This is a genomic window from Methylobacterium sp. AMS5 (assembly GCF_001542815.1).
GTDB lineage: Bacteria > Pseudomonadota > Alphaproteobacteria > Rhizobiales > Beijerinckiaceae > Methylobacterium.
The window spans coordinates 5,148,087-5,161,307 of the sequence record NZ_CP006992.1 but is presented as its reverse complement, the minus strand read 5'-3'; the positions used below and the strand labels follow the sequence as shown (position 1 = coordinate 5,161,307).

Here is a 13,221-nt window from a genome sequence, read left to right as displayed (position 1 = left end):
ATGACGCCAGCCACCACCTTCGCCGGCCGGAAGCTCGCCCTGTTCGGCCTCGGCGGGTCCGGGCTCGTCACCGTCCGTTCGCTGCTGGCCGGCGGCGCCGACGTGCTGGCCTGGGACGACAACGCGGGCAGCCGCGACCGCGCCCGCGAGCAGGGCATCACCGTCACCGATCTCAACGAAGCCGATTGGTCGGGCTTCGAAGCCCTGGTGCTGGCGCCCGGCGTGCCGCTGACGCATCCCGAGCCGCACTGGACGGTGGGGCTCGCGCGGCAGGCCGGCATCCCGATCATCGGCGACATCGAGATTTTCTGCCGCGAGCGTGCGGCCCTGGCGCCCGACGCAGCCTTCGTGGCCATCACCGGCACCAACGGCAAATCCACCACCACGGCGCTCACCGCCCACCTGCTGCGCCATGCCGGGCGCGACGTGCAGATGGGCGGCAACATCGGCACCGCGATCCTGTCGCTGGAGCCGCCCGCAGCAAACCGCGTTCACGTGGTCGAACTGTCCTCGTTCCAGATCGACCTGACGCCCTCGCTCAAGCCCGGCGTCGGCATCCTGCTCAACCTGACGCCGGACCATCTCGACCGTCACGGCACCATGGAGAACTACGCCGCGATCAAGGAGCGGCTGGTGGCGGGCGCGGACCTCGCGGTGATCGGCGTCGATGACCCCTACTGCGCAGCGATCGCCGAGCGTCGCACGGGCGAGCGCATTCGCCTCCATGTCGAGGGGCACGGCGACGCGGCGGGCGACTATGTCGGCGCCAAAAGTACGGTGCGCGGGCCTGACGGCGCCGTGATCGCGGAGGTCTCCGGCATCCAGGCCCTGCTCGGCGACCACAACCTCCAGAACGCCGCCGCGGCGGTCGCCGCCGCGATCCGGCTCGGCCTCAGCAGCACGGAGATCGCGGCGGGGCTCAAGAGCTTTCCCGGCCTCGCTCACCGGATGGAGCCGCTGCGCCGCATCGGCCGGACGCTGTTCGTCAACGATTCCAAGGCGACCAACGCCGATTCGACCGAGAAGGCGCTGCTGGCCTTCCGCGACATCCACTGGATCGTCGGCGGCAAGGCGAAGGAGGGCGGCATCGAGCCGCTCGCGCCGCTGTTCGACCGCGTGGCCCATGCCTACCTGATCGGCGCATCGAGCGAGGCCTTCGCCGCGACGCTGGAGGGACGCGTCGCCGTCACCCGCTGCGGCACGCTGGAGGCCGCGACCGAGGCGGCGGCGCGGGCCGCCCGCGCATCCGGCACCGAGGCGCCCGTCGTGCTGCTGTCGCCGGCCTGCGCCTCCTACGACCAGTTCCCGAATTTCGAGGTCCGCGGCGACCGTTTTCGGACCCTGGTCGCCGCGCTGCCGGACGCCTGAGGGCGGGCCCGAGCCCGCTCAGGCGCTCTTCCACTCAGGCGCTCTTGCCGACCGGCCGCGGGCTCGGGGCCGGTTCGGCAGCCTTGGTTTCGGACGGCGTTTCGCGTCCCTTGCCGACCGTGCGGCGGGCACGGAAGACGGGCCGCGCTTCCGCTTCCCTGCGCTTGAGCATGGTGCGGAACTCGTCGCGCCGCTCGTGGATCGAGGCGATGACGTTGCCCATCGGCACGCCGACATCGACCAGCACGGCCTCCGAGAGCTGGAGCGAGGCCTCGATCGTTTCGGGCACCGCGTCGTCGACGCCCATCTCGTAGAGCTGCGTGGCATGGCGCGCGTCGCGGGCGCGGGCGACGATGGTAAGGTCCGGCCGCTCGGCGCGGGCGGCCTGCACTACGGCCTCCACGGCACGCGGATTGTCGAGGGTCACCACCAGCGCGCGGGCTGTGGCGATGTCGCAGCGGCGCAGCATCTCCGTGTTGGCCGAATCACCGAAATAGACCGGGCTGCCGAGCCGGCGCTGTTCGGCGACGCGGGCGGGGTCCGAATCGACGGCGATGTGGGAAATCGCGTGGCGCTTGAGCATCTCGCCGACGAGCCGCCCGACCCGGCCATAGCCCGCGATGATCACCCGATTCTGCTCCGGCTCCGGCACCGGCTCGGCCTGCGCCGGACCGACCTGCTGCTTCGAAGCGCGGCCGCCGATGCGGCGGCCGAGCGCCGCGAGGCCGGGAATCGCGATCATGGTGACGGTGGTGACGATGAGGGCGGCGCCGCCCACCGGCTCCGGTACGAGCCCCGTCGCCATCGCGCCGCCGATCAGCACGAAGGCGAACTCGCCGCCGGGGCCGATCAGCAGGGCCGCCTCCAGGGCGACCGAACGGGACAGCTTCATGATGCGAGCGCCGACGAGCACCACGGCGCCCTTGATGACGAGGAGCCCGACCGACAGGCCGAGGATCGCGCCCGGCGCCGAGATGAGCTGGGCCGGATCGAGATTCATGCCGACCGAGACGAAGAACACCCCGAGCAGGAGCCCCTTGAACGGATCGATGGTCGCCTCGATGGCGCGGCGATACTCGGTTTCGGCGAGCAGCAGGCCGGCGACGAAAGCGCCGAGCGTCATCGACAGGCCGCTGCCCGCCGCGACCAGGGCGGTCGCCACGATGACGAGCAGGCAGGCCGCCATGAACAATTCGGGCGAGCGCGTGCGCGCGACGAGATGGAAGAGCGGGCGCAGCGCGACCCGGCCGGCCACGACGATCACGGCGAGGGCGATCGCTGCCTGTCCGAGCGCCAGGGCGAGTGCGGCCCCGAGGTCGCCGCCATCCTTGCGGCCGAGCACGGCGATGGCGAACAGGATCGGGGCGACCGCCAGATCCTGAAACAGCAGGATCGCGAAACTGGTGCGTCCGGCCGGCGTGCCGAGCCGCTTCTGCTCGGCGAGCACCGGCAGCACCACGGCGGTGGAGGACAAGGCGAGCGCCAGTCCCACCAGCACCGCCCCGGCCACCGGCTGATCCAGGGCGACGAGGATGCCAGCGATCACCGCGGCGGAGGCGATCACCTGGATCGCGCCGAGGCCGAAGACGAGCCGGCGCAGCACCCGCAGGCGCTCCCAGGACAGCTCGATTCCGATCATGAACATCAGGAAGATGACGCCGAACTCGGCCAGATGCGCGATCTCCGCGCGGTTGCCGATGGTGAAGGGCGCGAGCCAGGGATGCGCGTCGGCGAAGCGCCCGAGGCCGAACGGCCCGAGCAGCGCGCCCGCGCCGATGAAGCCGAGCACGGGACTGACCCGCAGGCGGTGGAACAGCGGCACGACGATGCCGGCGGTGACAAGAAAGAGGATCGCCTCCCGGTAGCCGCCCGCATGCGCGCCGGCTTCCGCGGCGATCTGGGTTCCGGCCTGCACGGGGTCGGTCATCGGGCTGATACGCTGCCGCCTTGAGGGGAGAGAGGGGCGGCCCGGCTCCCTGCATCTTCGATGCCGCGGGAGGGACCGGCGGCATCATGGGCGGCGAGCCGGTGGCGGAGCAACCGTTTTCCGTGACGACCGGCCGTTTTCGCGCCCGCTTCACCCGCGGCGGCCGCGGCAGGCCGCCATCCACCGCTCATCGATCGGGCCGGCACAACTTCGGCACAATACGCTCTTACGCTCGGGTAACGCGATGTTAGGGGATGGCAGGTCCGCCGCTCAGCCGGAGGCCCGCAGCGATCTGAGGCCCATGAAGTTCTGGCCCATGAAAATCTTGTCCGACACGCCTCCGAGCCGCGACGTGCAGCGCGAGCGGCGCGAATGGATGCTCGACCAGCAGCGCTGGAAGCACCAGCGCGACATCGAGCGCGGCTACCGCGTCAAGTGGGGCTACGTCGCCATCGCCTATCTCGTCGAGTTCATGGTGATCGGCGCCTCGCTCTGGGGCGCGTGGCTGTTCGCGGGCACCTACAGCGACGGCGACGACCGGGCGTTCTACTTCATGCTGCTGGCGCCGCTGGTCTACGCCGCGGTGGAACTGTGCCGGGTGCCGCTCGGCATCCTGGCGCGGACCCAGCGCTCGTGGTTCGTGAAGGGGCTTGCCATCATCGGCATCATCTTCGCCGCGGGCGTCACCACCAAATCGGTGTCGCAGCTCGGCGAGATGATGTTCCATCCCCGCCTGATGGATGCGGCCAAGGCCAAGACCGCCCTCAAGGACGCCCAGGCCGACCGCGACAGCATCGACACGCGCATCGCCGCCGCCAACGCCCGGGTCGAGCAGTACACGAACGAGCTGGAGCAGATCGAGCGGCGCTCGGCCGAGAACGCGTCGCAACTCGCCGGGCTTCCGGCCCAGCGCTGCGAGCGCGTCTACGGCACCAACAGTCGCGGCATGCGCTACTCAAACCTGAAATGCGTCACCGACCCGCGCACCGCGACGCTCAACGCCGCGGTGGCCAAGGCGGGTAGCGACCGGGGCGCCATCGTCAAGGAGCTGGAAGAGGCCCGCAAGGCCCGCACCGCCCTCGACCGCGGCGCGGCCGACCGCAAGGTGGCCGATGCCGAGCAGGCCTACCGCAACTCGGTCAACCGCTCGCAGCTCCACTCCTTCACCGCCATGGTCTACGGCGTCGATCCGATCGACGTGACCGATGCGCAGGTCCACGCCTTCCTGCGCATCTTCGTGTTCGTGCCCGCGCTCTGCGCCGCCTTCGCCTCGACGATTCTGGCGCTCTCGGCGGTCTCGGTGCGCAAGACCTTCATGGACGAGGACGACCTCGGCGCCGCCGTGAATCCGGAGGCCACGCCCTACCTGCTCGCCTCGATCGCCGAGGGCGTGCGCCAGGAGATGGCGCTGGCCCAGCCGAGACCGATGACGCGCGACGCCTCGGTGATCCCGCTGGAGCGGCGCACGGCCCCCGTGGTGCCGCCGCCCCCGCCGCCCGCCAACACCTCCGGCAACGCCGCCACCGGCGCCACCGCGTAACTCCTTCGAGCCGCCCCTGATCGGGAGCGGCTCGAACTCCTTTTTTGAACGCGCTCTCCCGCGCCGAACCGGCGGCCCCTTCGGCGGAGAGCGATCCTGAGGCGAGCGCCCGGCCATGAGCATCCACACCGAGGGTACGCACGAGAACATCGTGCTCGCGCAGCACGTCAACGGCCGGCTCAGGGCGGAAGCGCGGATGCATTTCGCCCGCGCCTTCCTGCTGCGGGCGATCGGAGCCGGCGCCTTCTCGGCGCTCGCCGGGATCGGCATCGGCGCGGCCTGCTACGGCTACGCCTACATGAACCAGTTCGACTCGGCCGCCGAGAAGATCGCCAGCGCGATGCAGGCCGCGCTCTCCGACGTGACGCTGAAGACCAAGGGCGAGGTCACCCTCACCGACAACACCCTGAAGCTCGAAGGGCTGCCGGCGCAGAAGGCCAACGCGGTGCCGACACCGACCAAGGCGCAGCTCGGCACCGATGCCGCCCCGGCCTCGCAGGCGCCGGTGAACACGACCTTCACGGTGTTCAAGCAGGTGCCCTATCTCGACGGGCAGATCGTGACGGGTTGGAACTTCAAGGCCAACGAGGAGCGGCCGTTCCAGCAATATTGCTACTTCTCCCGTCGCTCGAACGAGACCAAGGGGCAGGTCGAGATCAAGATCGACCTCGCCATGGACGGCAAGACACTGCCCCAGCCGCAGAAGTCGGACGTGAATCTGGGGATTCTGGCCTCGAACTGCGTGTGGCACGACGGAAAGACGTTGTGAGGAAACGCCCCGGGCATCGACCGCCGCGCGAACGGTTGCCGACCCGCTTCGCCTCGGGTTAGTCCGCTCCGATCCCCCTCCCGACGCGAGGCTCCATGCGCTTCACCGGAACCGAGTCCTACGTCGCGCCGCCCGATCTCACCACGGCGGTCAACGCGGCGATCGTGCTGGAGCGCCCGCTCCTGGTGAAGGGCGAGCCCGGCACCGGCAAGACGGTGCTGGCCGAGGAGATCGCCCGGGGCTTGAGCGCGCCGCTGCTGACCTGGAACATCAAGTCGACGACCAAGGCGCAGCAGGGCCTCTACGAGTACGACGCCGTCTCGCGGCTGCGCGACTCGCAACTCGGCGACCCGCGGGTGTCGGACATCGCCAACTACATCCGCCGCGGCAAGCTATGGGAGGCGTTCACCGCCCCGCAGCGGCCGGTGCTGCTCATCGACGAGATCGACAAGGCCGACATCGAGTTCCCCAACGACCTGCTGACCGAACTCGACCGGATGGAGTTCCACGTCTACGAGACCGGCGAGACGATCCGCGCCGACATCCGCCCCATCGTCATCATCACCTCGAACAACGAGAAGGAGCTGCCGGACGCCTTCCTGCGCCGCTGCTTCTTCCACTACATCAAGTTCCCCGATGCCGAGACGTTGAAGGCTATCGTCGAGGTGCATTATCCGGGCATCAAGCACCGCCTCGTCGAAGAGGCGCTGCGGGTGTTCCTGGAGACCCGCGAGGTGCCGGGCCTCAAGAAGAAGCCTTCGACCTCCGAATTGCTCGACTGGCTCAAGCTCCTCGTCTCCGAGGACGTCCAGCCCGAGACCCTGCGCGAGCGCGACGGCCGCAAGCTGATTCCGCCGCTGCACGGCGCGCTCCTCAAGAACGAGCAGGACGTGAGCCTGTTCGAGAAGCTCGCCTTCATGATGCGGCGCGAAGGGCGGGGCGGGTGACGGACCGCCTCGGCGCCCCAATTAAGCGGCTCCGACTCGCCTTCGCGTGACCGCTTCCATGCAAACAAAGAAACTCGGCCGCACCGGCCTCGACATCTCGCCCCTCTGCCTCGGCTGCATGACCTACGGCGTGCCGGAGCGGGGACCGCATCCGTGGACCCTGCGGGAGGAGGAGAGCCGCCCGCTGATCAAGCGGGCGCTCGATCTCGGGATCAACTTCTTCGACACGGCGAACTACTATTCCGACGGCACCTCGGAGGAGATCGTCGGCCGCGCACTCAAGGATTACGCCGACCGCGACAGCATCGTGCTGGCCACCAAGGTCTACTACCCGCTCAAGAGCCAGCCCAATGCCGGCGGCCTCTCGCGCAAGGCGATCTTCTCGGCGATCGACGCCTCGTTGAAGCGCCTCGGCACCGACTACGTCGATCTCTACCAGATCCACCGCTGGGACTACGCCACGCCGATCGAGGTGACGCTGGAAGCGCTCCACGATGTCGTGAAGGCCGGCAAGGCCCGGTATATCGGCGCCTCCTCGATGTTCGCGTGGCAGTTCGCCAAAGCGCTCTACACCGCCGACGTGAACGGCTGGACGCGGTTCGCGACCATGCAGAATCACCTCAACCTGCTCCACCGCGAGGAGGAGCGCGAGATGATCCCGCTCTGCGCCGACCGGAACATCCCGCTGCTGCCCTGGAGTCCGCTCGCCCGCGGCCGGCTGACCCGCGACTTCGATGCCGGCAGTGCCCGGCAGGAGAGCGATCTCGTCGGCAAGAACCTCTACGACGCCTCGGTCGATGCCGACCGGCAGGTGGTCGAGGCGGTGGCCGAGGTGGCGAAGAACCGCGGCGTGCCGCGGGCGCAGGTGGCGCTCGCCTGGGTGATCCAGAAGCCGGGCGTCGCCGCCCCGATCATCGGCGCCTCGAAGCCGCAGCATCTCGACGATGCCGCCGCCGCCCTCGACCTGACGCTGACACAGGACGAGATCGCGCGGCTCGAAGCCCCTTACGTTCCGCACGCCGTGGTCGGGTTCCAATGATGCGCCGCCTGCTCCTTCTGCGCCACGCCAAATCCGCCTACCCGCAGGGCGTGGCCGACATCGACCGCCCGCTCAATGGCCGCGGCCGGGAGGCCGCACCGCTGATGGGCGCCTACATCGCCCGCGAGTCGTTGGTGCCCGACCATGTCATGGTCTCGCCGGCCCGGCGCACGCAGGAGACCTGGGCGGCTTTGCGGGCCGAGCTTCCCGAGACGCCGATGGAGACGGTGCCGTCGATCTACGAGGCGCCGGCGGCGCGCATTCTCGACGCGATCCGCTCCGCCCCGGCGGAGGCGGCGACCCTGCTCGTCATCGGCCACAATCCCGGCCTCGGTGATCTCGCCCTGCGGCTCATCGGCGAGGGGCCGAAGGATTTGCAGAAGGCATTGCGCGAGAAGTTTCCGACCGCGGCGCTCGCCGTGTTCGCGTTCGACGCGGAAGGCTGGGAGGACATCACCGCGGGCGCCGGGCGCCTCCTCCGGTTCGTGCGCCCGCGCCAGCTCGCGGCGGACATGGACGACGATTGAGGGGTTTCAGAAGCGGGAGCACCGAACCCTTCGCCGCCTCGCGCCGTTCCCCAACGAGAACAGCCGAGCTGATACCGCGTGAGGGAAGACCGGCGTGCTCCTCGAAACGCTCCTCGCCCTGACGATGCTGCTGCCGCGGATCGAGCCCGCACTCGACGCGGCGCGGGCGCGCCTGCCGCCTCTCCCCCGCGCGGCCGAGGCGCCCCCGGCGCCCGCGCCGAGCTTCAGCCTCGTGGCGCGTGCCGTCTCGAACTGGCGGGAACAGGCGGGCGAGAACCTCGCGCCGGGCTCGCTCGCTTTCGTCGTCCGGCACGCGGCGACCGAGCCGGGCTTCGTTGCCCGCTGTGTGCGGCTCAACAATTACTGGTGCATCAAACAGGCGCGCTGGAGCGGCGAGCTCGGCGGCGACGCCGAGGGCCATACCGGCTTCGCCACCGCCGCCGATGGGGCGGATGCGGCTGTGCAGCTCCTGCGCCGCTACCAGCGTGATTACGGACGCCGCTCGGCGCTCGCCATCGTCCGCCGCTGGGCGCCCGCCGAGTGCGGCACGGCCCGCCCCGTGGCGGCGGCGCCTGTCGGTGGAAAGCCGAGGCCGCCGGCGCGACAGGCCGCCGTGTCGACGACGACGGCACCGCGGGGCATCGGCGGAACCTTGCGTGCCCGCTTCCTCGCGCGGCATGGGCGGGGCGGCGTCGCGCGGGCAGCTCCGAGCGCCGCCGCGGGGCTGCGGGTGCAACCCTGGTCGGCCCGCGCACGGCTCGCCGGGCATCCCGGCCGGGTACCCCGCGCCGTGGCAAGATCGGCCGTCTCCGTGCCGAAGACCGCTGCCGACATCGCGACGGGCCTGACCGAGGCACCGCAAATCGCGGCCAAGCCTCCCGCGGCTGTCACCCCGGCCCGCGCGCTCGTCGCCTCCGGCGCGGCCAATCCCGCGGCCCTGCTGGCGCCCGACCGGCTCGCGGCGGAGGCGGCCGCACTGCCCTCGATCGCCGCCTCGCTGCCGAAGGGCAGCCTGCTCGATCTCAGCCTCCCGGCCCCTGTCTGCGCCAATGACGAGACGCGCATCCGCAACTACGCCGCACGGATCGCTGGCAGCGTCGGCCTCAAGCCCGACGACGATCTTCGCCTGTTCCGCGACGACGGCCGCCCGAGCGACAACCTCCTGCCGGTGCTGCTGGCGATGTCCTCGGTCGAACTCGGCACGCTGCACGCCTCGAAGGCGCTGGTGAGCGCGGCGATCGAGCGGCTGGAGGCGCGTCTCTCCAAAACCGCTTCGTCGGAGGCACGGCCGAACTCAGCACTATAGGACTACGACTCGAAGAGCACCGACCTTCCCCCGCGCGATGAACCGCGCAGAGTGGAGAAGCACTACTCCCAAGGAGGCAGATGATCGTCGCCGGCCCGCTGGTATGGTCGTGAAAACGTCTCTCGGGGGCTTGCGGAAATCGGTCGAGACACCGGTCTCCACACTCCCGGCGACGCGATGACCCTCCTGCTCGTCACGCCAAGGCAAGTGTGCCTCATCGGACGCCCGATCGCCGAGAGCGCCCGGTTCCAACCCGGCGGCGCGGCTGGCGTCCGGTGCGGGATACCCGGCCTTCGCCGATGAGCCGCACGGCCAGACGAGGATCGGGATGTCCTGCATCGACGGCGAGGCTGTTTTCCAGGCGATCCCGGCTCGTTACGCCGCACCCGGTTCGGGCGGGGAGGGGCGGCCGGCCGTCCCGCTCGCCACGCCGACGCCGGAGGAATTGCAGGGGATCTTCCGGCATCAGCTCGATGCCGTGTGCCGCGTGGTGGAGGAGCAGCTTCGCACGCTCGCGCTGACCTTCACAGCCGCGCGGGTGAGCCGGCCCGAGCCACAGCCATCCCCGGCTCTGCCGACGGGGGAGCGCGGGGCAGAGCGGTCGGTGACCGACGGGGAGGCCGAGATCTGGCTCGCCGCTCAGTTCGGCGCCGACGCCAATGCTGCGATGACCGAGATCGTCACCCTGCGGCTCGACGGCCCGCTCGACGCCGAGCGGCTTCTCTCCGTCGTGAGAGCGGTGCTCGGCCGCCACGACGCCCTGCGCAGCCGCTTCTCGCCGAGTGGCGAGACCGTGCGGATCGATCCCGCGGGCCTCGTGCCGGTGCGGTGGGTCGATCTCGCGGGGCAATCCGATCCGGAGGCCGCTCTGGCGGCGCATCTTCACACGCAAGCGGGCCTCTCGTTCGATCCCGTCGCCGGACCGGTGGCGCAAGCCGACCTCGTTCGCCTCGGCGAGCGGCGTCACGTCCTCGTCCTCTCGGCCCACCACATCGCCTGCGACGGCTGGTCCTTCGCGGTCCTGGCCGACGCGATCGCGGGCGCCTACCGCGCCGCGCCGGAAGAGCTGGCACAGGCCCCGCAGAGCACTGGCTGTGCTCCGGCGGAGGCGAGCCGGGCGCTGGATTACTGGGCCGGGCTCTATGCGCGTTTGCCCGAGCCGCTCGACCTGCCGGCCGACCATCCGCGGCCGAAGCTGCGCGGCTTTGCCGGCGACACCCGAAGCGCCACACTGCCGCCGCCGCTCGTCGCCGCGCTGAAAGCGCTCGCGGCGCGCCAGGGGCAGACGCTGAACGCCACGCTGCTCGCGGCCTTTCAAGTGCTCCTCGCGCGGCTCTCGGGGCAGGACGACCTCGTCGTCGGCATACCGATGGCGGGCCAGCCGCGCCGCGGTGAACCGGGCCTCGTCGGTCACCACGCCGATTTCCTGCCGCTGCGGGCCCGATTCGACCCGGGTGAGCCGTTCGCTGCCCATCTCGCCCGTACCGGGGCGGCCCTGGCCGAGGCCGCCGCCCACGCCGACTGCACCCTGGGGCGGCTGCTGCGCCACCTCGACCGGCCGCACGATCCGGCGCGCCCGCCGCTGGCGCAGGTGCAGTTCAACCTCCAGCGTTTCGCCGACGCCATCGATTTCGGGGCGGGCCTGCACGGCACCCTCGCACCCGCGCCGAAGCGCTTCTCGACGTTCGAGCTCACCGTCAGCCTCAGCGAGACGGCCGACGGACTGACCCTTGACGCCACCTACAACAGCGCCCTGTTCGAGCCGGCCACGATCGAGCGCTGGATCGGGCACTATCTCACCCTGCTCGGGCATCTCACCCGCGATCCCGCGCAGCCGATCGGGCGCGTTCCGCTGCTCGATGCGGCCGAGCGGCAGACCATGCTGGTGGCCTGGAACGCGACCGAGACCGTGCATCCGCTCGAGGTCGGGGCGATGCGCGCCTTCAGGCTCCACGCCCGGCGCGACCCGGACCGGATCGCGATCCGTTTCGGCGAAGAGAGCGTCTCCTACGGCGCCCTCGACCGCTGGGCCGATCGCGTCGCCGCGGCCTTGCAGGGAGGCACTCTGTCCGAGGGGGCCCGCGTCGGCCTGCTCATGCGCCGATCGCCCGGCCTCGTCGCGGCGATGCTCGGCGCGCTGCGCGCCGGCATCCCCTACGTCCCGCTCGACCCGGCCATGCCGTCCGCCCGCCGCGCGGGAATCGTCGCCGATGCCGGGATCGGCGCGATGCTCACCCTCGCCGCCGACCGCGCGCTCCTGCCGGAGGGCCCGCGCGTCATCGAGGTCGATCGTCTCGACGGACCGGTGCCGACCCGCTTCCCGCGCGTGCCGGCGGAGAGGGCCGCCTATCTGATCTACACGTCGAGCACGACCGGGGCGCCGAAGGGCGTCGAGGTGCTGCATCGCGGCCTCTCGAACCTGCTGTTCTCGATGGCGCGGGCACCGGGGATCGACCGTGACGACCGGCTGCTGGCGGTGACGACGGTCACCTTCGACATCGCCGGGCTCGAATTGCTGCTGCCGCTGATCCGCGGCGCCCAGATCGTGCTCGCCTCCGCCGAGGAAGCGCGCGACGGCCATGCCCTCCTCGCCCGCCTGGAACAGCGCGAGGCGACCATGCTCCAGGCGACGCCGATGACGTGGCGGCTCCTGCTGGAGGCGGGTTTCCGTTCCCGCCCCGGCTTCAAGATGCTGTGCGGCGGCGAAGCGCTTCCGCTCGATCTGGCCCGGCGCCTCACCGAGGGCGGGGGCGAGCTCTGGAACCTCTACGGGCCGACGGAGACGACGATCTGGTCCTCGGCCGCGCGGGTCGATCCGGGGGAGGAGACGGTCACAATCGGGCGGCCGATCGACAACACCAGCCTGTTCATCCTCGATGAACAGGGCGAGCCGGTGCCGGTGGGGGTCACGGGTGAATTGCTGATCGGCGGGATCGGGCTCGCCCGCGGCTACCTCGGACGGCCGGATCTGACGCAGCGGAGCTTCATCGCGAGCACCCTGCCGGAATGTGCCGGGGCGCGGCTCTACCGGACCGGCGACCGCGCCCGCTACCGGCCGGACGGACGCGTCGAGATCCTGGGACGGGCCGACCACCAGATCAAGCTGCGCGGCTACCGGATCGAGCCCGCTGAGATCGAGGCGGTGCTGCTGCGCCAGACCGGGCTGCACGCCGTCGTGGTGCTGCGCCCCGACGCGGCGGGCGAAGATCGCCTCGTCTGCTACTTCGTGCGCCCGGAGGGCGAGGCGGCGCCCACCTTGCGCAATCTGCGCGCCGCGCTCGCCCGCGAACTCCCCGATTACATGATCCCCTCGGAATGGGTCCGGCTGTCGGCCTTGCCGTTGACGGCAAGCGGTAAGGTCGATCGCCGGGCGCTGCCCGCCCCGGAGGCCCGGCCCACCGGCCCGGCCGCCGCGATCAAGCTTCCCCTCAAGCCCGCTCCGGTCCCGACATCCGACGACGCCCTCGAGACCACCCTCGCGGCGATCTGGCGGGAGGTGCTGGGGCTCGCCAGAGTGGAGCGGGACGACGACCTGATCGCGCTCGGAGCGGATTCGCTCAGCGTGTTCCGCATCGTCGCGCGGGCGAGACGTGAGAACCTGCCGCTCGGGGCCGGCGACCTGTTTCAGGAACGCACCATCGCCCGGATCGCGGCCGTGCTGCACGGACGCCTCGGGGAGGGGGGCGAAACACCGGCCGCCCCGCGCGCGCCGATCCCGTCGATCCGGCGCCCAAAGCCCGCCGACGCCGACCGCGCCGCGGTCGGTCAGGCGTAAGGGCGGGCAGGATGCGGCATTTC

Annotated in this window: 9 protein-coding genes; 8 read left to right on the top strand and 1 reads right to left on the bottom strand. The window is 71.0% G+C overall.

The features are described 5' to 3' along the window. Window positions 1-1,368 (top strand): UDP-N-acetylmuramoyl-L-alanine--D-glutamate ligase, encoded by a 1,368-nt coding sequence (gene murD, locus Y590_RS22960; RefSeq protein WP_060771886.1) that lies wholly within the window; start codon window positions 1-3, stop codon window positions 1,366-1,368. 34 nt (window positions 1,369-1,402) lie between these two features. Here the strand turns inward: murD and Y590_RS22955 are convergent, their stop codons facing one another. Then, window positions 1,403-3,295, bottom strand: coding sequence for a cation:proton antiporter domain-containing protein (locus Y590_RS22955; protein WP_060771885.1), 1,893 nt, complete (start codon window positions 3,293-3,295; stop codon window positions 1,403-1,405). Between the two features lie 301 nt (window positions 3,296-3,596). Here Y590_RS22955 and Y590_RS22950 point away from each other — a divergent pair, with 301 nt between their 5' ends. From Y590_RS22950 to Y590_RS22920, 7 genes are all read left to right on the top strand, one after another. Beyond that, on the top strand, window positions 3,597-4,835 hold the full coding sequence (locus Y590_RS22950) for a hypothetical protein (RefSeq protein ID WP_060771884.1): 1,239 nt from the start codon (window positions 3,597-3,599) through the stop codon (window positions 4,833-4,835). Between the two features lie 115 nt (window positions 4,836-4,950). Beyond that, window positions 4,951-5,604 (top strand): hypothetical protein, encoded by a 654-nt coding sequence (locus Y590_RS22945; RefSeq protein ID WP_060771883.1) that lies wholly within the window; start codon window positions 4,951-4,953, stop codon window positions 5,602-5,604. Window positions 5,605-5,699: 95 nt separating this feature from the next. Further along, entirely contained in the window at window positions 5,700-6,551 is an 852-nt protein-coding gene (locus tag Y590_RS22940) for an AAA family ATPase (RefSeq protein WP_060771882.1), read from the top strand. 58 nt (window positions 6,552-6,609) lie between these two features. Further along, window positions 6,610-7,590 (top strand): aldo/keto reductase, encoded by a 981-nt coding sequence (locus Y590_RS22935; RefSeq protein ID WP_060771881.1) that lies wholly within the window; start codon window positions 6,610-6,612, stop codon window positions 7,588-7,590. Then, window positions 7,587-8,117 carry a SixA phosphatase family protein gene (locus Y590_RS22930; protein ID WP_083530943.1) on the top strand — a complete coding sequence of 177 codons (531 nt, stop codon included), beginning with the start codon at window positions 7,587-7,589 and terminating at the stop codon, window positions 8,115-8,117. Before Y590_RS22935 ends, Y590_RS22930 begins: the two co-directional genes overlap by 4 nt. 94 nt (window positions 8,118-8,211) lie before the next feature. Beyond that, entirely contained in the window at window positions 8,212-9,423 is a 1,212-nt protein-coding gene (locus Y590_RS22925; protein WP_060771880.1) for a hypothetical protein, read from the top strand. A gap of 328 nt (window positions 9,424-9,751) precedes the next feature. After that, window positions 9,752-13,198, top strand: a complete 3,447-nt coding sequence (locus Y590_RS22920) for a non-ribosomal peptide synthetase (protein WP_060771879.1) — start codon at window positions 9,752-9,754, stop codon at window positions 13,196-13,198. The last annotated feature ends 23 nt before the right edge of the window (window positions 13,199-13,221 follow it).

Bases quoted from the DNA above. Each gene is read 5' to 3' on its own strand.
- Y590_RS22920 (WP_060771879.1), top strand. From the start codon at position 9,752: ATGTCCTGCATCGACGGCGAGGCTGTTTTCCAGGCGATCCCGGCTCGT.
- Y590_RS22940 (WP_060771882.1), top strand. From the start codon at position 5,700: ATGCGCTTCACCGGAACCGAGTCCTACGTCGCGCCGCCCGATCTCACC.
- Y590_RS22955 (WP_060771885.1), bottom strand. From the start codon at position 3,295: ATGACCGACCCCGTGCAGGCCGGAACCCAGATCGCCGCGGAAGCCGGC.
- murD (WP_060771886.1), top strand. From the start codon at position 1: ATGACGCCAGCCACCACCTTCGCCGGCCGGAAGCTCGCCCTGTTCGGC.
- Y590_RS22930 (WP_083530943.1), top strand. From the start codon at position 7,587: ATGATGCGCCGCCTGCTCCTTCTGCGCCACGCCAAATCCGCCTACCCG.
- Y590_RS22950 (WP_060771884.1), top strand. From the start codon at position 3,597: ATGAAGTTCTGGCCCATGAAAATCTTGTCCGACACGCCTCCGAGCCGC.
- Y590_RS22935 (WP_060771881.1), top strand. From the start codon at position 6,610: ATGCAAACAAAGAAACTCGGCCGCACCGGCCTCGACATCTCGCCCCTC.
- Y590_RS22945 (WP_060771883.1), top strand. From the start codon at position 4,951: ATGAGCATCCACACCGAGGGTACGCACGAGAACATCGTGCTCGCGCAG.